Here is a 21,796-nt window from a genome sequence, read left to right as displayed (position 1 = left end):
TTATCCATTAAAAAAATTAAACTAAAAGAGCCCGCTGCTTTCACGTTTATGTGAAGGCGGCAGGCTCTTTTGCTGTAATAGACGACCATAGATGGAAGTAAAAAAGCTCACTGCTTCAGCAAGAATCCCGCCTTGCTTACGCCTTCACAAGCTCCTCTTGCTGGAGCTGCTCCGCATTCACATCGTCGCCAGCGGCTGCAGCCTCAGGCTGCTCCGCTTGAAGCTCTGCATATTGCTCCATGAAGAAGCTGGTCAGCTCGGTACATTTTTTCGATAGAGTAGATACGGATACGCTATACTTCTCGGCAAGCTCGGCTTTCGAGCTTGGAATGCTTTGAATTTCGCAAATCAAATATTCCAAAGCCGCGCAGTAGACGCCGGATTTACGGAAGGAAGGTTTATTCGCATCCGTATATTCCTTCCACATAAACAGGGCAAGGCTAATTTGGGCAGGCGTGTAGCCTTCCTTCATTTGTGCTGCCAGCTCACGGGCAAGCTCGCCATAGGATGGCGCTTCCCACACGAGCTCTTGATCCAGCAGGCGCTCGATATCCGCGTAGGATTGCAGCCCGCCGGAAGCTTGCGCCGCAGCCAAGCGGCGCTCTTCCTCGCGGTCAAGCTCGATACAGCATTTTTTATATTTACGGCCGCTGCCGCAGTGGCATACATCATTTCTTCCTGGCTTTAACATGTTAGTCTCCTTAGGCAAAAAGTTAATCGCACATAAGGAGCCACAAGTGGCTGCTTTCGCTTATGCACCTTTACCATGGTAGCGGTTTTGACGCATTCAGGCAAGGGGCGGCCGTAAATTCCTGACTTTATATCAGTCTAGCGAGCGCCAACATTTGTCCCAGATGGCGTGCCAGAGCCGATTAAATCACTGCCAGTCGCCAGCTTGAGGAAGTTGCCAAGATTCGGCGATCCGTCTGCGTTGCGGGTAATGGAAGGGGTCAAGCTCACGAAGTCAGCTGAGCTTGCAAGCAGACCTTTGCCGTTCACGCTTGCATTGCTTTTCCACCAAACATTGGTATTGGAAACATCGGTGCCGCTTGTTTTGTCACTGGAACCGCCGCTAAAGCTCAGGTTGTTGGTGAACGTGTGTGTACCTAAATCAAAAGCGAAGTTGCTTTGTCCATTGCTCCACGAAGTATTGTTTTTCATGGAAATGGTGCCTGGGTTGCTGTTATAAGTGAAGCCGTGCTTTTTGTTTTGGAACGCGATGCTGTTCTCAACGATGTGATTTACGGCAATTTTTTCACCGCCCAGCTTGAAACCATTGCCATCGCTATCGGTTGTCGAGGTACCGTCGGACGTTTGGCCATTTTGATAGGCGATGCTGTTGCGAATCGTTACAACACCAATTGCTCCAGTATCGGTTTTTGTATAAAGATCCCAGCCGTCATCCACGTTATACGCCGCAATACAGCCGTCGAAAACATTGCCTGGGCCAACAGTCAGCTTCGCGGCAAATCCGTCGGCATCTTCGCCGTTATCCGGATCGTAGTTGTCGTGGGAGTAAGAATTAATAATTTCATTGTAAGCAGGCCATTCGCTGTAGCCGGCAGTGGATACATAACGTCCGAGCTGCAGGCCAGTATCGCGGTTATGATGCGTTTCTACATTTTCGATACGGTTGTAATTGCCGCCGATGTAGATGCCGTTATCTCCAGCACCTTTTACTTCAAGTCCTTTCACAAACCAATAGTGGCCGTTAATTTGCAGGCCGCGGTTCGTAGAGGCAAAAGCTTGTGCGGAGAAATCCAGCACAGGCTTCTCGCTGCCATAAGCGACAAGTCCTTTTCGTGCGCTAACCGAGCTTCCGCTGTTCGTCCGATCAATCGTTACGGTTTCAGAAAAGGCATATGTGCCGCCGCGCATATAGATTGTTTTGCCCGGCTGAATTTGCGTCAGTGCTGCCGCAAGCGTAAGCGGGCTGCTAATGGTACCGCTGTTGCTGGCAGAGCCATTCGCCGCTACGAATAGATCGCCGGTTGCTGGTGTTGGTGTAGCAGATGGTGTTGGCGTAGCTGTAGGAGTAGGAGTAGGAGTAGGAGTAGCTGTCGGTGTTGGAGTAGCTGTTGCCGAAGGCGTTGGCGTTGGTGTTGGAGTCGATGCCGAATCCGACACGATGACATTGTCGTATTTAGCAGCCGTCTTAAAGCTGACGAGACCAACAGAGCCAGAAGTCAGACTGGAGTCAGTTGCCGTCAGCACCTGCGTGCCGTTGAGATGCATAGTGATTGCCGAACCAGACATCGTGAGCTTAACCGTGTACCAAGTACCGGCGGCAACGGGGTAGTCAACGGTTGCAAGAGTAGTTGTGGAACCGCTTACTTTTTTGCGTATTTCAAGCTTGCCGCCGCCGCTGTTATAAAGCGACGCTGCATAAAAATTATTGCCATCCTGATAGCGTCCGGCTACATAAGTACGGTTCGTTCCATTGAAATTATCAATTTTCACCTTGGCTTCAACGCTGTAATCGGTCCATGCCTGATTGCCTGCGGAAGTACGGCCTTCTGAGGAGCTAGTCTGTGCATATACATTTGAGCCGCTATCCTGTACGACTGACCAGGTGCCGCTTGTTGCGGTCCAGCCCGAGGCACCGCCATTTTCAAAATCAGCGCTGTAAAGCGTAGCTGCCTGAACTTTTCCGAGCATGGATGTAAAAGGAAGGGCTAGACAGAAGCAGAGCAGGAAGGCGAGTGGTTTGATCCCCTTTTTCTTAAATAGCATGGTGGACATTACGTTTTTTCCTCCTTTGTAATCGCTTTAATAGTATTTTATTCCATTTTACCTCCTTGGACACATCGTAAGGAATGAAAGCGATTCCAGCAATAATCATTACCTCACATGTTGTTTTATCCGCGAAAAATGGGACTTTTTCGATAGGCCGTTGCCGTCAGGCCATAATGTTTTTTGAAAAGGGTACAGAAATGCTCCAGCGTAGCAAGCCCTGTCTGTTCGGCAATGGCCGCGGTAGGCAGCGTTGTAGATATGGCCTAACGCCAGTCTTATATTTAAATGATTAAAATGCACCGTTGGAAAAAACAACGTTCTCCCTGTAAGGATTTGGTTTCAGGAGCAGGGCAATGGGTAAGCATAGATGATAGGCATAACTAAGCGATAGAGGGGAAGCTTCACTATGCGTCTAACCCGATTGAACCAATTTTTCGTCAGTATCATATTGGTGCTGCTTATTTTGTATTTGTTTGCGCGCAACTCCGCCTTTTTTGACCCGATTATGCTCGCGCTGAAAATCATCTTTGTACCGATTGTGCTGTCGGTATTTTTGTATTATTTGCTCCGCCCATTGGTCGCACGCCTGCATCGCTGGAAGCTGCCGAAGCCGCTATGCATTCTGCTCATTTATATGCTCGCGGCTGCGCTCATTACGCTGCTCGGCATCGTCGTATGGCCGATATTGCAGCGCCAGCTGACGGGTTTGCTGGAGCAGCTGCCGAAGCTTGCGGATGACTTTCGAAGGCAACTGGAGCAGCTTCAGAAAAATCAAATTTTGTTTGGTGTCGATCTGTCGAAATTTGATTTTGCAGGCTTTAATTTAATGGATAAAGCGGAGCCCTATTTGACGTAAAGCATTGCATCGGCAACCGACTATGTGAAAAATGCCTTTTCCGTACTCTCCAATTTTATAATCGTCGTATCTACGGCGCCGCTGCTCCTTTATTACATGCTGATGGATGACCGAGCTGCGGTCCATAAGCTGCTGGAGCGGGTTCCCGGGCGGTACAAGAACGGTTTAAAAGAAACGCTTCAGGAAATGGACAAAGCACTAAGCGGCTTTATTGTCGGCCGGGTAACGCTTTGCTTGCTGCTTGGCGGGATGGTGCTGGCCGGCTTTCTTCTCATCGGCTTGCCGTATCCGCTGGTGCTGGCTCTCGTCATTGCTTTCATGAATATGATCCCGTACATTGGGCAAATTTTGGGGCTCATTCCTTGTGTGATCGTGGCGTTTATCGACGAGCCTTCGTCCGTCATCTGGGTTGTGGTCGTCATTATGCTGGCCCAGCAAATTGAAGGCAACATTTTGTCCCCGTATATTTATGGACGAAAGCTGGACGTTCATCCCATTACAACGCTGCTGCTTATTCTCGTTTCCGGGACGCTTGGCGGCATTATTGGCATCATGGTTGCGATCCCGGTTTATCTGCTTTTGAAGATCATCGTCATACGGATTTATAATCGCTGGGAAAAAACTGTCACCTAATAGGCTCCCTTCACGTATGAACAGATTAGGTTTGTTCTCATTTTGTTCATATAAATAGAAGGGAGAGGTTTAATTGAACACTGAAATAAACAGACCGCAAGGAAGCCAGAAGCCGCTTAATCCAAAAACGGTAAAGAAGGCGATCATCGGAGCTGCCATCGGCGTCGTAGCCGTTACACTCGGATTTTCATCTTTTTATACGGTACAGGAGCAGGAGCGCGCGGCGATTTTGACATTTGGACAATATACGGGGGAAGCGACGGCGGGGCTGCATTTTAAGTTTCCATATCCGATTCAGCAGGTTGTAACGGTGCCGGCTGAGCTGGTGCAGCGCATTCATATCGGGTACCGCCAAAATGGCGATAGCGTGACACCCGTTGATGACGAAGCGCTTATGATTACCGGGGATGAAAACATCGTATCGGCAGACGCCGTCGTCCAGTGGAAAATAAGCAATTTGCATGATTATTTGTACAACATTGATGATCCGGAGCGTTTCCTGCGCAATGCGGCGAGCTCCTCCATCCGTTCGGTTATTGGCTCAGAGAAGCTCGATTATGCGATTACGGATGGGAAAACCGTTATTCAGGATAAGGTGCGGGAGCGGTTGTTAGAGCTGCAAACGAAATACAAAACCGGCATTCAGATTATGGACATTAAGTTCCAGGATATTGAGCCGCCAAGCGGCCAGGTAGAGGAAGCGTTCCGCGAAGTAACGAACGCCCGCGAGGAGAAAAACACCAAGATCAACAACGCGGCAAAATATGAAAATGATCGCATTCCGAAGGCTCGCGGTGAAGCGCAGGCGCTGCTCGAAAATGCCGAGGCAGAGAAAAAGTCGCGGATCTTGAACGCCGAGGGCGACGTAGCGAAGTTCAATGCGATTTTTGCCGAATATAAAAATAATCCAGACGTTACGCAAAGCCGTCTTATCCTTGAGACGCTGGAAAAAATATTGCCGAATGCGCAAATTTTCATTACAAACAGCAATGGAGATACGGTGAACTACTTGCCGCTGAATGAACTGCTGCGCAGCAAAAGCGCTTCGAGCAGCTCAGGCAATTCGCAAACCCCTGCTCCGCAGGCGGAAGGGGGCGTAACACCATGAAGAAAAACCAATTGATTTTGCTAGTCAGTCTTGTGCTCGTCGTCATTCTTGGAGCAGGCTCGATGTACATCGTAAAGGAAGGCGAATACAAGGTTGTGCTGAAGTTTGGTGAAGCGGTACGGGTTGCCGAAACGCCGGGCCTCAAGCTGAAAATTCCATTTATCGAAAATGTATCGCCATTGCCGAAATACCAGATGACGTACGAGAGCAATCCAACGTCGATTTTGACGAAGGATAAGAAGCCGATCATCGTGGACAATTACACGGTGTGGCGCATTACGAATCCGGAGCAATTTTTGAAAACGGCACAGACGGTGAGCGCCGGTGTCCAGCGTATTGATGAAGCGGTATACAATTCGGTGCGCCGCAAGCTGTCTGAGGTCAATTACGATAATATTATTAGCGAGCAGACAGAGCGCGGTAATATAAATGATGAAATTACGCGCGACGTAGCCGAGGCGCTGAAGCGTGACGATTATGGCGTTGAGGTAATCGATGTTCGCATTAAGCGGACGGATTTGCCTGAAGGCAATAAGCAAAGCGTATACAATCGGATGATTTCCGACCGTCAATCCATCGCGGCGCGTTATTTGTCCGAGGGCGATGAGGAGTCGCGCAAAATTACGGCGAAGGCCGACCGTACCGCAAGCGAGCTAATGTCGCAAGCACAGGCTGACGCGAAAAAAATCGTTGCCGAGGGCGAGCAGCAGGCGGCAAAAATCTACAATAAAGCATACGGGCAGGACCCGGCGTTCTATAATTTCTACCGGACGCTGGACAGCTATGTGACGACGCTCAAAAATGAGCCGGTCATTATGCTGCCAATCGACTCGCCTTATGCGAAAATATTGCTTGGCAAATAAAGGGCCAGCTTGAGCTGAATAACGAGGCGGGGAAAAGAGTAGAACAGTTTCCCCGCCTTTTTTTGTCGTCCTCAGGCAGGTGTACAAACCAATTGTACGGCTGCCGCACTTCCTAATAGAAGCGAGCGAATCATGCTCGCGCTGGAAGGGAGGTTGAATGATGGCTGATAGGATACAGGATTTTATTCCGGCAGGCAGGAACAATCGTCCCGGAACCGCCATTCAAGGGCCGAATTATGTGACGGTACATGATACAGCGAACAGCTCGAAGGGGGCCAATGCGCTTTCGCATGCCAAGTATTTAAAAGGAAGTGCCGCCGCAGCACTGCCCGTCTCCTGGCATTTTACCGTGGATGATACGAGGGTGGTGCAGCATTTGCCTGTGAGCGAGCATGGCTGGCATGCAGGCGATGGCAATGGGCCGGGTAACCGGGGCTCAATCGGAATCGAAATTTGTGAAAATGCAGATGGCATCCGCAGCAAGGCGGAGGCGAATGCAGCGGCGCTTATTGCTGGGCTGCTGCGCCAGCTCGGACTGCCGATCACGGCCGTCGTCCAGCATAACCGCTGGAGCGGCAAAAACTGTCCGCATACGTTTCGGAGCCGGCCGGACGGCTGGGAAAGCTTTTTGCAGCAAATCAAAGCGCTGCTCGGTGATCCGGTGGAGCCAGAACCGAAGCCAGAGCCGGAGCCGGAAAAGCCGGAAGAGGAGGGGGAGCCAATGACAGAAGCGGAGCGCCAGCAGTTTGATGCGCTGGTGAAGCGGGTTACGGAGCTAGAAGCAAAGCACAGTATGGCGGTGCCAGCATGGGCCAAAACAGCGGTTGTGGCTGCGGTTGCTGCTGGTGTCATCGACACGCCGGAAGGCGGATCGCTGGACTTTTATCGCTTGCTGACGGTGCTGTATCGCAAAGGGCTGCTGTAGGGGGCAGGTAAAGGCCGAACGCAGGGCGGAGGCGGTTCAAGCGAGCCGTCTTTTCGTCATTTTCGACCCAAACGGCGAATAAACTGTTACAATGGATACTATAGCGGTAAATGGTTAGTCGGCAAAGGAGTGATGTGCAGAATGAAAAAAGGGCGGATTTTAGTCGATTTTCTAAGGCAAAGCTGGCCTTTATATGCAGTTGCCGTTCTGCTGCATGTCGCATCCAGTATCATTCAGGTGTTCTTCCCGCAGGTGCTGGGAAGGTTTACGGATGCGCTGCAAAATAACGGTTTATCGAGCGGGCTTATTCAAGAATACAGCCTGCTGCTGCTCGCCATTGGCGCGAGCTATGTTGTGCTGGCTTGTGTGGCGCAATTTCTCATTATGTACATTGGCAGACGTTTTGAGCGATTGACGCGCAGCAAGCTGTTTATGCATTTTACAGGACTCAGCGAACGTTTTTATTCGAAAAATGGCGTCGGCAAGCTGCTGAGCTATGTCGTCAATGATGTCACCGGAGTGAGAGAGTCGATCTCGATGGGCGTCAATCAGACGGCCAGTGCGGTGACGCTGTTTTTCGCCGTTGTGACGATGATGCTTTATAGCGGCATTCCGCTGTTTTTGCTAGCCTCGTCCATTGTGCCGCTGCTGCTGATTCCGTTCATCGTCACAAGATTCGGACCAGTCATTATGCAGCGCTCCAAAAAAGTGCAGGCCTCGCTCGCCACGATGACCGAGTCAGCGGAAGAGCAGTTCGGGGGCATACGCGTCACCAAGAAGTTTGCTGTTGAATCGGTAATGAATGAGCGGTTTTTCACCACCGTGGAACAAATCAAGGATAACCAGCTTCGTCTGGTACGGGTATCTTCGATTTTTCAGGCGATTATCCCATTTCTCGGCGCTTTGTCTTTAATTATAGCGATTTCGTTAGGCGGCTACTTAACGGTGAACGGCGAGCTGTCGCTGGGGCATTTTGTTGCATTGACGCTTTACATACGGATGCTCATGAACCCGCTTCAGCAAATCGGCACCGTTATTAATACGATGCAGCGCTCGCGTGCTTCGCTGGAGCGGCTGAATGAGCTGCTGTCAGAGACGCCGGACATTCAGGAAAGCAAGGCTGCCGCTTCGCTTGATTTTCAAGGCAAGAGCATTCATATTGCCGGATTGTCTTTTACTTATCCGGGGGCCCGCGGCGCGGCGCTGCGGGATATTCGGCTGGACATTCGTCCGGGTATGACGATTGGCATCGTAGGAGCGACAGGCAGCGGCAAGACGACGCTGATGAAGCTGCTGCTGCGCACATATGAGGCGCCGAAGGGCACCATTCTTTTTGATGAGACGGATATTCGCGACATTACGCTTGAGAGCCTGCGCAGCCAGATTGGCTACGTGCCGCAGGATGGCTTTCTATTCAGCACCTCCATTCGCGATAATATTGCTTTTTCGGATCGGGGGCGTGAATTGAACGCTGTTGAGGAATCGGCAAGGCAGGCGCAAATTTTTGAAAGTATTATGGCATTTCCCGAGCAGTTCGAGACGAAGCTTGGAGAGCGGGGTGTGACGCTGTCCGGCGGCCAGCGCCAGCGAACGAGTCTTGCGAGAGGCTTCATCAAGCAGGCGCCGCTTATGATTTTGGATGACAGTGTCAGCGCAGTCGATGCCGTAACCGAGACGGCCATTATGAATACGGTACGTTCGATGCGCAAAGGGAAAACGACGATTATCGTGGCCCACCGCATTAGCGCGATCAAGCATGCCGATCAAATTATCGTCATGAAGGAGGGGACGATTGCGCAGCAGGGAACCCATGCCGAGCTGTCGGCGAAGCCGGGCTTATACGCATCGCTGTGTGCGATTCAGGAGGAGGGAGAAGCAGATGGCTAATTCCATTCGCAATTGGGAGGCTGACCAGAAGGCTGATCGGCAAACCGGCAAAAACCAGCCGAAGCCGGATATAAAATATGTGTCGGCATTCCGGGCACTATCTGCCTTTGCTAAACCCCATAAATGGAGCTTTATGCTAATCTTTTTCTGTACGCTGCTTGCTATAGCTGCGGAATTGCTCCAGCCCTATCTTGTGAAAGTAATTATTGATGATCATTTGATGGCGGGCAAGGGAGAATATAGCGCCATTATCGGCATAGGAGCCTTGTATCTGGGCTTAGCAGCAATGAGCCTGCTGTTCACCTACCTGCAGAACAATATGCTGCAATACACAGGGCAAAGCATTGTGGCGAAAGTCCGCAAGCAGCTATTCGAGCATATTTCAAAGCTGTCGATGTCTTATTTTGACCGCACCTCAAGCGGCAGCTTGATTACCCACGTTTCCAGCGATACGGAATCGCTGAATCAACTGTTCAGCCAAGTGCTGATGAGCGTGCTGCGCGATGGCATGACGCTGGTGATCATTATATTTTTGATGTTCCAGCTGGACGTACAGCTTGCGCTTTATTGTTTGCTTTTGCTGCCGATTATCGCGGGCATCGCCATCGGCTTCCGTTCTTATATGCGCCGGACCTATCAGCGGGCACGCACGCAGCTCTCACGGCTCATAGCTTTTACTGCTGAAAATTTAGCAGGCATGAATCTGATCCAGGCTTTTCATCAGGAGAAGGAGCAGCAGCGGGAATTTACGGAGCGCAATGAAGGCTATTTCCGGGCTAATATGAAGGAAGTAAAGACGCAGGTATGGTTTCGCTGCTCCTTTGATATATTAAGCAATTTGTCGATTGCTTTCGTTACGTGGCTTGGCGGCATGGCGGTGCTGAACAAGCAAATCGAGTTCGGCGTGCTTTACGCGTTCATTACGTATATCCGCCTGTTTTTCCAGCCGCTTAATACGATTACGCAGCAGTGGAATACGCTGCAATCGGCGACGGTTGCGGTTACCCGCATCTGGGGCATATTTGCGCTTAAGCCGGAGGTGGAGAACAAGGCGAAGCCGCGTGCGCTTGCGAAAGCGCAAGTACGTGGCGATATCGAATTTGACCATGTTGTATTTGGTTATGGCGAACATGCACCGGTCATTCGCGACTTGTCGCTGCGTATCCGGGCAGGAGAGCGAATTGGCATAGTCGGCACGACAGGAGCAGGCAAAAGCTCGCTGATCAGCCTGCTCTGCCGTTTTTACGATGTTCGCTCTGGCGGCGTGCGAATCGACGGCATGGACGTACGCGATATGGAGCAATCGCAGTTGCACCGAATCGTCGGCCTTGTTCAGCAGGAGCCGTATCTTTATTCGGGCAGCGTGCTGGATAATGTGAGGCTGTTCGATACGGACATTGATGAGGATACGGTTATCGAAGCATGCCGCCTGGTTGGAGCGGATGCCATTATCCAGCGCATGAGCGATGGCTATAATACGCGGCTGTCCGAGCGGGGAAGCGGCTTGTCTGCCGGCGAGCGGCAGTTGATTTCTTTTGCCCGAATTATCGTATTTCAGCCCAAAATTCTCATTCTCGACGAAGCGACGGCGAATCTCGATTCCTATAGCGAGCAGCTGCTGGAGCAGGCGCTTGCGATCGTATCGAAAGGACGGACGACGATTATTATCGCCCACCGTCTGTCTACTGTAATGAAGGCCGATCGCATTATTGTAATGCGCAAGGGCGCAATTGCTGAGCAGGGCACGCACTCAGAGCTGGTGAGACGGCATGGCTATTATGAAGAGCTGTATCGCCATTCGCGGGGAAAAGTATTCGCTTGAGCTGATTAAATCGTTCAAAAAATGGGTATTAATAGTAGGTATGTGTTTTGCCCGAAAAAAGTAAAAAACTAGCAATGGACTTTGGGATTTTTGTCATTTTATATTAGATTTGATATAGTTAACAGTATCAAGCTAAGGAGGGATCTCTTTGAGTATTGATCTTCGGAAACAAGCGGAAGACAATCTAATTGATTTGAAGAAGAAAGCAACGATTTCCTTAACCAAACGGGGGCTTAATGGGCAGGTTGCTCGGGTAGCAGCCGTGTTCGATATTTCCGGCTCGATGACGAATTTGTACAGAAGCGGCATTATCCAAAAAACGGCGGAGCGCGCACTTGCGCTTGCGATGAATTTTGATGATAACGGTGCGGCGGATGTATTCGCTTTCGGACTGAGCAACCATGAAATTGGGGAAATATATCAAGCAAACTTTTACCAATTCGTAGAGCGGGAAATTACGAGCAAGCATAAGCTTGAGATGGGCACGCAATATGCGGGCGTTATGAAGCAGATCGCGGACTTTTATTATCCAGGGGCGCTGAAGCTTAGCCGCAAAGGTGGTTTTCTCGGATTGGGCAGCCGAACGGAATATGAAATAGATGCATCCAAGTTTAAAAATGACCCGCCCGTGTATGTCCTATTTTTCACAGATGGGGACAACTCCGACAAAGAGGAGACGCGCGAGCTAATTCGCGGCTTGTCCCGCCTAGGGATCTTCTTCCAGTTTGTCGGCATTGGCAATGAGCGCTTCTATTTCCTGGACGAGCTGGACAATCTGGATGGCCGTTATATCGACAATGCGAATTTTCTCAAGGTGAAAAACCTCGAAAAAATTTCCGATGACGATTTGTACGACAGCCTGCTTATTGAATTCCCGACATGGCTTAAGGAAGCTAAAGCAAAACAATTATTCTAAATAAATGACATGAAAATCCAGCACATTCTTCCCTTTATAAAATCTTTATACGATTCGCCAAAATTCTGTGAAACTTGTTGGGTGTTATATCCGTAGAAAAGGTAGAATGAAAATGAAAACCACGGATGACGAAGCTGCTTCGCCTGATGTGGGAAGGAGGTGACCTCGAACATGAGTATTAATCTGGTTAAGGGACAGAAAATCGATTTGACCAAAGGAACCTCCGGTCTTACCAAGCTGATGGTTGGTCTTGGCTGGGACCCAGCGGTGGAAGAGAAGAAAAGCTTTTTCGGAATGGGACGGAAGCAGGCGGCTAACGTTGACTGTGACGCTTCGGCGCTGATGCTGAATGCAAACGGAAAGCTGGCAAGCCGTGAAAGCCTCATCTGCTTCTATAATAAGCAAAGTGCCTGCAACTCGGTCATTCACTCCGGTGATAATATTACGGGTGAAGGCGATGGCGATGACGAGCAAATTGGCATCGATCTGGCGAAAGTGCCAGCTGATGTGGAGAGAATTCTAGTCGTTGTCAACATTTATGAAGCGGAAGCAAGAAAGCAGGATTTCGGCATGATCCGCTCGGCTTATATCCGGGTCTTAAATGCGAATAATATGCAGGAGCTGGTAAAGTTTAATTTGACGGATAATTACTCCGGCATGACCGCTCTGATTACAGGCGAGCTTTACCGTCACAATGGCGAATGGAAGTTCAACGCCATTGGTGAAGGAGCCCAAGCTCCTCATATTGATATTTTGGCGGCGCGATACAAGTAATACCCCAATCCCATAAAATGAAAAGAGGTCTTTGACAATGGCAATTAACTTATCCAAAGGTCAAAAAGTAGACTTGACGAAAACAAACCCAGGACTTTCCAAAATTTTGGTAGGCTTAGGCTGGGACACTAATAAATATGACGGCGGGGGCCAATTTGACCTCGACGTATCGGTATTTCTCTTGGCAGCTTCGGGTAAAGTAGAAGGCGAGAAAAACTTCGTATTCTACAACAATACATCCAATGAGAACGGTTCCGTCGTACATACAGGCGACAATCGTACCGGCGAAGGCGACGGAGACGATGAGCAAATCAAAGTCGAACTGGCTGCTGTACCAGCAGATGTAGAAAAAATAGCATTCGCTATTACGATCTACGATGCAGAGACGCGCAACCAGAACTTCGGACAAGTTTCCAATGCGTACATCCGCATTCTGAACGAAGCAAGCAGTGAAGAACTGATCAAATTCGATCTGGGCGAAGATTTCTCGATCGAAACCGGCGTTGTTGTCGGCGAATTGTATCGTCACAGCGGCGAATGGAAATTCAGCGCAGTCGGCAGCGGCTATAAAGATGGCCTTGGCGGTCTGGCACGCGACTTTGGCTTGAACTAACATTTAAAAGCATAGAAGCAGGGGCAAGTCCTCTTTTCCCGGTGCGATATGGCGGGAGGGGAGGGCAGGCCCCTTTACAGCTTTTTTCTAACTATTCAACCTCTATCACTTAACTCTTCTAGAAAGCGGGGAAATCATATGTCTATTAACTTGTCTAAAGGCCAACGCATTGATCTCACAAAAACGAATCCGGGTTTGACCAAAGTAGTTGTCGGTCTGGGCTGGGATACGAATAAATATGCAGGCGGCAGCGAATTTGACCTTGACGCTTCAGCATTTTTGCTCCATGCTGATGGAAAGGCTAAGGGAGCCGAAGATTTTATTTTCTACAATAATAGAGAAACATACGGTGGGGCTGTGCTGCATACTGGCGACAACCGTACCGGTGAAGGTGAAGGGGACGATGAACAAGTCGTTATCGACTTCAGCAAAGTTCCAGCACATATCGTGCGTATCGGCATTACGGTTACGATTCATGATGCTCCTGTTCGCCAACAAAACTTCGGTCAAGTGAGCAGCGCTTTCGTAAGAGTAGTCAATGAGGCGAATAACAATGAAGTGCTTCGTTTTGACCTTGGTGAAGAATTTTCGACGGAAACGGCAGTTGTATTCTGCGAATTTTACCGCCATGAGAACGATTGGAAGTTTCAGGCCATTGGAAGTGGCTTCGCTGGCGGTCTAGCCGATCTTTGCCGCAATTACGGCCTAGAGGTATGACGGTAGCGCTCGTAAAGGGGCAGAAAGCTGATGTAACCAAGTCTAATCCGGGTTTGACCCGGATTACGGCAGCTCTGGGATGGTCAGCCCCTTCCTCCTTCGAAATCGATACTTCTGCGTTTTTGCTAGCTGCAAGCGGCAAGGTGCGAAGCGACAATGATTTGCTGTTTTACGGCAATCCATCGAATGCTTTTTTATCTTATGTCGAATCGCCGGGCGGCAATGACCGCAAGCAGTTCAAGATCGATCTTTCCCGTACCGACGCTGCGATAGAGAAAATCGCAATTACGTTGACGATTTACGATGGCGACAAACGGAATCAGCAGTTTAGCGGGGTAGCCGGCCTATACATACGTTTCCTGAATGAAAGTACGGGCCAGGAGCTCATTCGTTATGATCTGCGTGAGCCATTTTCGGTGGAAAATGCAATTGTCATTGGCGAGCTATACAGGTACAATCAGGAGTGGAAATTTAATGCGATTGGAGCCGGATATTCCGGCGGGCTGAAAGACTTATGCGGAAGCTATGGCATTGAGGTAAAGGACGAGCCCAAAGCTCCTGCTGCGCCAACTCCTCCTCCTGCGCCGCCAGTACCACCTGCACCGCAGACGTCTTCTGCACCACGGAATCCGCTTATTCCGCCAGCGCCTCCTAAACCACAGGAGTCGCAAGGCTCGCGCATCGTGATTCCACCAAGGCCTGGCTCTACGCCTGCCCCTGCTCCTGCTGCTTCGCAGCAGCCAACTTCTGAAGCGCCGAAAATCAATTTTTCCAAAATTGAGCTGAAAAAGAAGGGCGACGTCATTAATTTGACGAAGCAAAACGGCGGTTTGGGCGAAATTTTGATTAACCTCAATTGGAACCAGAAAGCCGGCGGCGGATTGTTCAAACGTACGGGCATTGATCTTGACCTCGCTTGCATGTATGAGCTGAAAGATGGCAGCAAAGGCGTTATTCAGGCGCTTGGCAACAGCTTCGGTTCCTTGAACAGAGCGCCATACGTGATGCTTGACGGCGATGATCGGACAGGCTCAGTGACGACGGGTGAGAATATCCGGATTAACGGAGAGAAAATTAAGGAAATTAAGCGACTGCTCATTTTCACCTTTATTTACAAAGGGGTGACGCGCTGGTCTGAGGCTGATGGAGTCGTCACTCTTAGCCAACAAGGCGGCCCGGACATTATCGTTAAGCTGGATGAATACGACAATGGACAGGCGATGTGTGCAATTGCGATGATTACGAATGTGAACAATGAAACGTTCAGTATTGAGCGGATTGTTCGGTATTTTGAAGGGCATCGGAAGCTTGATAGTGCTTTCGATTGGGGTCTCAGCTGGGTTGCAGGCAGCAAATAAAATGGAGGTTAGAATGAAGTGGACTGGCTAACGAATTTTTTCACAAGCATTGTGGAGAACTACGGACATTTCTTTGATTGGAATGCAGTAGTAACTACCCTCTCCGACCCTGTCAGCTGGGGAATTATTGGAACACTGATTATATTGGAAGGACTTTTGTCCGCCGATAATGCGCTCGTGCTCGCTGTTATGGTTAAGCATTTGCCGAAGGAACAGCAGAAAAGAGCGTTGTTTTACGGTATTTTGGGCGCTTATATTTTCAGGTTTCTGGCGATTGGCTTTGGTACGTATTTGGTTACGTTCACAGCCGTCAAATTCCTAGGTGCGGCTTATCTCTTGTACATCGCTTATAAAGGATTGTTTAAGGGCGGCGGCGAAGATAGTGTTGAAAACAAAGGGCAATCGTTCTGGAGAACGGTTATCGCTGTAGAATTAATGGATATTGCATTCAGTATCGATAGCGTTATCGCGGCATTTGGCGTCAGCAAGGAAGTATGGGTATTGTTCCTTGGCGGTATTCTCGGCGTTCTGATGATGCGCGGCGTGGCCCAAGTATTCCTCAAGCTGATTGAGAAAATTCCTGAGCTGGAAAAAACGGCATTTTTCCTCATTGCGTTAATCGCAGTTAAAATGGTTTTGGGGGCCTTCCATATCGAAATCCCTCACCTCTACTTTTTTGCCCTAATTGGTCTTCTGTTTGGCGGTACGATCGTACTAAGCCTGATGAGACAAAAGAAGGGTACTTCAAACAGCAACTAAAGCTTGTTTAAATAGCGGTTTATGCGGGTAATGATCCCTTAATCCCTCCTGGTTAAAGGGGGGATTATTTTTTTTATGAATAGATCGCGTATTTGGCGATCGGGGCCGAGTAATTGGAACAGTGTCGATTACTGGAATGAATCAGGAGGAAACCGGAATGCGATACTTTGATTATTTTACCTGGGAGGAAGAAGAAGCGGTTTTCTTCTCGGCACCTACCCCATTCGATCATACGACGGAGCGGGAGCTTCTCGCTTATGCCGTCGGAGCTGCTTTGTATTGTCCGGCTACCCGCCAAACGATTTCCGAAGATATTTTGAACCGCAAGCATGAAGGTTTGACGACGATGGTCATTGACCTGGAGGATGCGGTTGGCGACCATTTAGTGGAAATGGCAGAGGACTCCCTGCTGCAGCAAATTTTTCGTTTATCCTCTTTTTTGAAAATTGGCTCGTTATCGCGCGATCATCTTCCTCTACTATTCATTCGCATTCGCAGCGCGCAGCAGCTTGCCCGTATTATAGAGCGGCTGGAAGAAAAGATCAGCCTGATTACCGGCTTTATTTTTCCTAAATTTACAGCAGCAAACGGTGAAGCCTATTTTAGTCAAATTGCTGCATTTAACCGTCAGCAGAGCGAGGGTTCACCAGTGCTTTACGGGCTTCCTATACTGGAGACGCCTGCTATTATTTATCGCGAGTCCCGCATGGAGGAATTGCTGGCGATTAAGCAGCTGCTGGATCGTTATCAACGTTATGTGCTTAATGTCCGTATTGGAGCGACAGACTTCTCCAGCTTGTTTGGCCTGCGCCGCAGCAAAACGATGACGATATACGATATTTTGCCTGTTCGCGATTGTATGGCGGATATTATGAATATATTTGGACGAATGGACGCCTCGTATGTCATCTCAGGACCAGTATGGGAATATTTTTCGGGCAGCAAGCAGGCCCCTGTCTCTTCGTTGTTTCCTTTGCAGCCGGAGCAGCTGTCTGGAAGAGGCGAGCGCTGGCCATTGCGGCATTCAGCTGCACCGGAAACGGATGGTTTGCTGCGTGAAGTCATTATGGACAAGGAAAACGGCATTATTGGCAAAACGATTATCCACCCGTCGCATATTCGGCCGGTGCAATCGCTTTATGCGGTTACGTATGAGGAATATATCGATGCACAAAGCATTATTGCTAGCCAGGGCGGCTATGTCGGCGTGCTCAAGAGCGATTATGCCAATAAAATGAATGAAGTAAAACCCCATATGAATTGGGCTAATCGAGTCATTGCAAGATCAAAAATATACGGGGTGCTGCATGAAGAACAACATTTTATCGCCTTACTCGCAAGCCAGGAGCAAGCATACGTATAACATTGTAGATGATCTTAAAGTAACGGTAACGGTTACAGCAAATCCATTCGGATTATCCCCGGATACGCTGTTTGCTATGGCAGCGCGGATGAACAAGAAGCGGGCCTTTCTGTTTGTTAGCAAAGTGCTGGGCAAGCATTTGCCTGTTAATCCTTACACTTCACTGCTTAGCGGAGCGGCTTTGTCGCTGTTGCTATATAAAAGGTACGCAGCGGATGAGCAGCAGCATTTTTTGGCTAATGAACTGCTTGATGCTGCCATCGAAGGTTTGACTAGACCAAAGCGGTCTGAACAGGTTTATCATCAAGTGATTGATGCTAAGCTTAAGCTGCCTGAGCAAGCGCTGTTCATCGGTTTTGCAGAAACAGCAACTGCGCTCGGACACAGCATGTTTCGCGTGTTCGGTGCGGACTGTACTTACCTTCATACGACCAGGGAGCAGATTCCAGCGATGGAATCGCTCATTAGCTTTGAAGAGGAGCATTCCCACGCGGTTGCACATCGTTGCTACGCCTTGGATGCTGCCTTTTTTAACGGTAACGAGCCGATCGTTCTCGTCGATGATGAGCTCACGACTGGTAAAACAGCCTTGAATATAATACGGGATATCCAAAGGCAATTTCCCCGTCAACAATATATAGTAGCATCGCTGCTCGATTGGAGAACTGAAGCGGACGAGCAGCGTTTTGCGGAAGCTGCACAGGAGCTTGGCGTATCGATTGAAGTATTGTCGCTGATGAAAGGCGCAATCGAGACGGAAGGCAGCTCGCCGGAGCAGGTGGCAGCAGGTGCTCAGACTCAGGCTGAAACGACAGCAAGCAGTCGCTTGAATAAAGTATATTTGGACGAGCTGTTCGAGCTAGCGTCCTATAGCTCGGTTGATTCTGCGGGAGCAGTGAATGCTTCGCCTTATGTGGCAGGAACGGGACGCTTCGGCGTTCACTCCAGCGATAATGGGACGCTTGATGCAAGTGTGGCAGAGGCTGGGGCTAAGCTGCGAAGCTTTAGAGCGGGCGAGCGTACGTTATGTCTTGGCACAGGCGAGTTTATGTATATACCGATGCGAATAGCGGCGGAGCTGGGGCAAGGTGTATTTTACCATTCAACGACGAGAAGCCCAGTTCATCCGATTGACAAGCCGGACTATGCAATTAAGTCGGGACAAGCGTTTCCGTCACCGGAAGATGAGCAGGTGAGGAACTTTTTTTATAATGTCGGTGCCTTGCAATACGACGATTGCTTTATTTTTACAGAGCGCGACTGGCCGGAGGATCGTCTTGCGCCCTTGCTGTCGGCGCTGCAAGCGTGCGGATTTGGGCAAATCAATGTCATTATCTGCGGTCCACAAACGGACGGTCAGAAGGAGGAGAAAGCATGAGCAGAAGCTTGCTTGAACAACGGTTGCAGAAGCCAATCGGCGCTCCAAAGCCACTAGGTAGTTATAGGCCGTCCGACGTCGTATTTCTGTTGAAGGATTTGAGCGATGTGCAGCTGGAGCGCGGGACGGAGGATCGTGAGGAAGCGATTCAATCCGGCGTTCATTATTCGGAAATGCTGCCTGTGGAATACCAGCCGACGCCGGAATACATTCGGTTGTTCCACCAGACATTGACGGAATCGGCGCAGCGGGTAGCATTGGGTGCAGGCATCGTAGCCGAACAGGTAGTGGCGCGCAGCGGCAAGCACACGGTACTTGTTTCTTTAGCGAGAGCGGGCACGCCAATTGGCATTCTGATGAAGCGTTACATAGCGGAGCGGTGCGGGCTCGATGTACCGCATTACAGCATCTCGATCATTCGCGGCAAGGGCATTGATGAAAATGCGCTGCTCTACATTTTGCAGCAGCATGGGCCCGAAGCGAAGCTTCAATTCGTCGACGGCTGGACGGGCAAAGGTGCGATTACAAAGGTGCTCATTGAAGCATGCCAAACCTTCAAGCAGAAGTATGGCATCGAGCTGAATGCGGAGCTAGCGGTACTGGCTGATCCCGCCTGCAGCTCAAGTATTTTCGGCACACGCGAGGATTTCCTCATTCCCAGTGCTTGCCTTAACTCTACCGTGTCTGGGCTGATGAGCCGCACGGTACTGCGCGACGATATCATTGGACCGGATGATTTTCACGGAGCGAAGTTTTATAAGGAATGGATGAAGGATGATCTGTCGAATCATTTTATCGATACGGTATCTGCGTATTTCAGCCAAATATCCCAGCAGGCAAAGCAGGAAGCTGTGAAGCTGATGGACAAGAAGGCTGCGGTAACTTGGCAGGGACTGAAAGATATTAAAGCCATTCAAAAGCTCTACGGCATCGAGGATATTAATTTGGTGAAGCCGGGCGTAGGGGAGACGACACGGGTGCTGCTGCGACGCGTGCCTTGGAAAATTCTTGTTGACCGCCTGGACAACCCGGGGCTCCAGCATATTTTGCTGCTGGCGAAGGATCGCGGCGTTCCGGTGGAAGTGTTTCCCGAACTGACTTATTCCTGCTGTGGCATTATTAAACCAAAAAATAAGAAGGCGGATATTGCTGCTTCCGCTGAGGAGGAAGCTGTATGATTTTCGCCAGTGATCTTGATCAGACGCTCATTTATTCCACGAGATCGATGGGGCTGGATGGTGCGGAGGGCTTGGGGCTTGTGATGCCCGCAGAAACGAAAGATGGTCAAGTGCTGTCGTATTTTTTGACGGAAATGCTGCCGCTGCTGCAAGCCATTGCGCAGGAGGTTCATTTTATTCCCGTGACGACCCGGACGATGGAGCAGTACAACCGAATTGAGCTGTTCCGCGACCATATAGCGCCAACCTATGCGGTTACGAGCAATGGCGGCAATATTTTGGTGAATGGCGTAAGGGATGAAGCATGGAGCACGCATATCCAGAAGCTTATCGCGGCTAGTGCGGCTCCCGCGGCGGAAATTAAAGCGATTTTTGATGAGGTGGCGAGTACGGACTGGATTCATGGCGAGCGTTATTGCGATGAGCTTTTTTTCGCCTACGTCATTGACCGCGAGCGGATGCCGGCAGAGCAGGTAAACCGTGCGATTGAGCGAATTACGGCGCTGGGCTGGAAAGTATCAATTCAAGGGCGCAAAATTTATCTCGTGCCGAATGAGGTGAGCAAAAGCGCGGCTCTTCTGCATTTGAAGCAGCAGCTTGGGGCTTCAGTCGTCGCGGCATCGGGCGATTCCTTGCTTGACCAGTGTTTGCTGGATGCAGCGAGTCATGCGATTGCGCCAAGACATGGCGAGCTGTATCGCCAGGAGCAGCGCCAGCCGAGTAATTTGGCCTATACGTTCACGACGAATTCGGGCATTATGGCTTCACAGCAAATTTTGGATTTTGTATCCACCGTCATGGCTGAATTTAAGACAGCAGCGGCAGTCGAAAGGAAGGCAAACGTATGAGCAACGTAACAAAAGTATGGTTTAACCGCTGGTTTTCAGTCGCTTATCATTATATGAATGCGATTCGTAATAATAGCGACGGTGCAGCCTTTGAGCTGTACGGCACGCATTCCGATCCGAAGCATATGTCGCTGCAAGCTTGCGATGTGGCGGAGGTTGAGCCGTCTGTCAAAGGCGAGGCTTACGTTGATTTTTGCATTGATTTCTGTTTAAGGCATAAAATAGATGTGTTCGTCCCAAGGCTGAATATGCTTGATATTGTGAAGAGCATAAAGCGTTTTGACGAGATTGGCGTTAAGGTTGTCGCCATCCAGGATGAGGAGCTGCTTGGCAAGCTGATGGTCAAGGATCAGTTTTATGAATCCGTAAGCGAAAGCGGCATTATGGTCATTCCGGATTATCATGTCGTCACAACGGCAGAGCAATTTAAGGCTGCATACAATGATTTGGCTGCAAAAGGGCATCGCGTTTGCTTTAAGCCAACGGATGGCGAAGGCGGACAAGGCTTCCGCGTCATTGACAATAAGCGCGACAAGCTGGCGGATTTGTTCGGCGCAGTTTCACGTGCGCTGCCGTTTGAAGAGGTATACCGCACCTTATCGACTGTCCCGCAGTTTGGCGATTTAATGGTGATGGAACTGCTTGACGGGTTTGAATACAGTATTGATTGTCTAGCCGCGCCAAATGGGGAGCTGCTTGCCGCAGTCCCGCGCCGTAAAGCCGGCGGCCGTCTGCGTCTGCTGGACGATGTGCCGGAATTATTGGAAATTGCCCAGAGGGTTTCAGAAACGTACAAAATCCCTTACAATTATAATATACAAATGAAATACAAAAATGGAGTGCCCAAGCTTCTGGAGATTAATCCGCGGATGTCTGGCGGTCTCCATGTTTCCTGTCTGAGCGGCATCAACTTTCCTTATCTGGCGATCAAGCTGGCGCTGGGAGGAACGGTCCACAAGCTGACGCCTGAGTTTGGCGTACTTGCCAGCCACGTGGAGCAGCCGATGCGAATGACAGTATTCGAATAGAAGCGAGTGGCACAGCAGGTTGGAGGGTGAGAGA

At 49.8% G+C, this 21,796-nt stretch carries 19 protein-coding genes and 2 pseudogenes; 17 read left to right on the top strand and 4 right to left on the bottom strand.

Going from position 1 to position 21,796, the window contains the following annotated elements; all coding sequences use genetic code 11:
* Positions 1–136: 136 nt before the first annotated feature.
* The 4 genes and pseudogenes from WH37_RS01640 to WH37_RS37300 all read right to left on the bottom strand — a co-directional run bounded on the left by WH37_RS01640 (position 137) and on the right by WH37_RS37300 (position 2,969).
* Positions 137–691 (bottom strand): SEC-C metal-binding domain-containing protein, encoded by a 555-nt coding sequence (locus tag WH37_RS01640; protein ID WP_046228837.1) that lies wholly within the window; start codon positions 689–691, stop codon positions 137–139.
* A gap of 137 nt (positions 692–828) precedes the next feature.
* Positions 829–2,130: a right-handed parallel beta-helix repeat-containing protein gene (locus WH37_RS36205; RefSeq protein ID WP_414811801.1), complete on the bottom strand. Its 1,302-nt coding sequence runs from the start codon at positions 2,128–2,130 to the stop codon at positions 829–831.
* A gap of 3 nt (positions 2,131–2,133) precedes the next feature.
* Positions 2,134–2,658, bottom strand: a pseudogene (locus WH37_RS36200) (LamG-like jellyroll fold domain-containing protein); the annotation flags it as partial.
* A 200-nt stretch (positions 2,659–2,858) separates the two neighbouring features.
* Entirely contained in the window at positions 2,859–2,969 is a 111-nt protein-coding gene (locus WH37_RS37300; protein WP_414811800.1) for a hypothetical protein, read from the bottom strand.
* A gap of 173 nt (positions 2,970–3,142) precedes the next feature.
* Here WH37_RS37300 and WH37_RS36195 point away from each other — a divergent pair.
* From WH37_RS36195 to WH37_RS01550, 17 genes and pseudogenes are all read left to right on the top strand, one after another.
* Positions 3,143–4,225 (top strand): annotated as a pseudogene (locus WH37_RS36195) (AI-2E family transporter).
* A gap of 73 nt (positions 4,226–4,298) precedes the next feature.
* The gene (hflK, locus tag WH37_RS01625) at positions 4,299–5,333 is read left to right on the top strand and encodes an FtsH protease activity modulator HflK (protein WP_063837992.1); all 1,035 of its coding nucleotides are present in this window, start codon (positions 4,299–4,301) and stop codon (positions 5,331–5,333) included.
* The gene (gene hflC, locus WH37_RS01620; protein ID WP_046228836.1) at positions 5,330–6,196 is read left to right on the top strand and encodes a protease modulator HflC; all 867 of its coding nucleotides are present in this window, start codon (positions 5,330–5,332) and stop codon (positions 6,194–6,196) included. Before hflK ends, hflC begins: the two co-directional genes overlap by 4 nt.
* A gap of 160 nt (positions 6,197–6,356) precedes the next feature.
* The gene (locus WH37_RS34130; RefSeq protein WP_063837991.1) at positions 6,357–7,121 is read left to right on the top strand and encodes a peptidoglycan recognition protein family protein; all 765 of its coding nucleotides are present in this window, start codon (positions 6,357–6,359) and stop codon (positions 7,119–7,121) included.
* Positions 7,122–7,262: 141 nt separating this feature from the next.
* Positions 7,263–9,008: an ABC transporter ATP-binding protein gene (locus tag WH37_RS01610; RefSeq protein WP_046228835.1), complete on the top strand. Its 1,746-nt coding sequence runs from the start codon at positions 7,263–7,265 to the stop codon at positions 9,006–9,008.
* Complete coding sequence (locus WH37_RS01605; RefSeq protein WP_046228834.1) at positions 9,001–10,830, top strand: ABC transporter ATP-binding protein; 1,830 nt, start codon at positions 9,001–9,003, stop codon at positions 10,828–10,830. The genes WH37_RS01610 and WH37_RS01605 overlap by 8 nt, the downstream gene beginning before the upstream one ends.
* A gap of 148 nt (positions 10,831–10,978) precedes the next feature.
* Complete coding sequence (locus WH37_RS01600) at positions 10,979–11,746, top strand: VWA domain-containing protein (protein WP_046228833.1); 768 nt, start codon at positions 10,979–10,981, stop codon at positions 11,744–11,746.
* Positions 11,747–11,917: 171 nt separating this feature from the next.
* Positions 11,918–12,520: a TerD family protein gene (locus tag WH37_RS01595; RefSeq protein ID WP_046228832.1), complete on the top strand. Its 603-nt coding sequence runs from the start codon at positions 11,918–11,920 to the stop codon at positions 12,518–12,520.
* 37 nt (positions 12,521–12,557) lie between these two features.
* A complete protein-coding gene (locus WH37_RS01590) occupies positions 12,558–13,133 on the top strand; it encodes a TerD family protein (RefSeq protein WP_046228831.1) in 576 nt (191 codons plus the stop codon).
* 138 nt (positions 13,134–13,271) lie between these two features.
* Complete coding sequence (locus tag WH37_RS01585; protein ID WP_046228830.1) at positions 13,272–13,850, top strand: TerD family protein; 579 nt, start codon at positions 13,272–13,274, stop codon at positions 13,848–13,850.
* A complete protein-coding gene (locus WH37_RS01580) occupies positions 13,847–15,208 on the top strand; it encodes a TerD family protein (RefSeq protein ID WP_046228829.1) in 1,362 nt (453 codons plus the stop codon). The genes WH37_RS01585 and WH37_RS01580 overlap by 4 nt, the downstream gene beginning before the upstream one ends.
* A gap of 18 nt (positions 15,209–15,226) precedes the next feature.
* A complete protein-coding gene (locus WH37_RS01575; protein ID WP_046228828.1) occupies positions 15,227–15,967 on the top strand; it encodes a TerC family protein in 741 nt (246 codons plus the stop codon).
* Positions 15,968–16,124: 157 nt separating this feature from the next.
* Complete coding sequence (locus tag WH37_RS01570; RefSeq protein ID WP_074904822.1) at positions 16,125–17,330, top strand: HpcH/HpaI aldolase/citrate lyase family protein; 1,206 nt, start codon at positions 16,125–16,127, stop codon at positions 17,328–17,330.
* The gene (locus WH37_RS01565; protein ID WP_082110614.1) at positions 17,275–18,708 is read left to right on the top strand and encodes a phosphoribosyltransferase family protein; all 1,434 of its coding nucleotides are present in this window, start codon (positions 17,275–17,277) and stop codon (positions 18,706–18,708) included. The genes WH37_RS01570 and WH37_RS01565 overlap by 56 nt, the downstream gene beginning before the upstream one ends.
* Entirely contained in the window at positions 18,705–19,886 is a 1,182-nt protein-coding gene (locus WH37_RS01560; RefSeq protein WP_046228827.1) for a cysteine protease StiP family protein, read from the top strand. Before WH37_RS01565 ends, WH37_RS01560 begins: the two co-directional genes overlap by 4 nt.
* Entirely contained in the window at positions 19,883–20,734 is an 852-nt protein-coding gene (locus WH37_RS01555; RefSeq protein ID WP_046228826.1) for an HAD family hydrolase, read from the top strand. Before WH37_RS01560 ends, WH37_RS01555 begins: the two co-directional genes overlap by 4 nt.
* Entirely contained in the window at positions 20,731–21,762 is a 1,032-nt protein-coding gene (locus WH37_RS01550; protein ID WP_046228825.1) for an ATP-grasp domain-containing protein, read from the top strand. Before WH37_RS01555 ends, WH37_RS01550 begins: the two co-directional genes overlap by 4 nt.
* The last annotated feature ends 34 nt before the right edge of the window (positions 21,763–21,796 follow it).

Origin of the sequence: Paenibacillus algorifonticola (genome assembly GCF_000971975.1) — a bacterium.
Classification (GTDB): Bacteria; Bacillota; Bacilli; order Paenibacillales; family Paenibacillaceae; genus Pristimantibacillus; species Pristimantibacillus algorifonticola.
The sequence above is the reverse complement of the archived record's forward strand: the minus strand, read 5'-3'. Positions and strand labels throughout refer to the sequence as shown.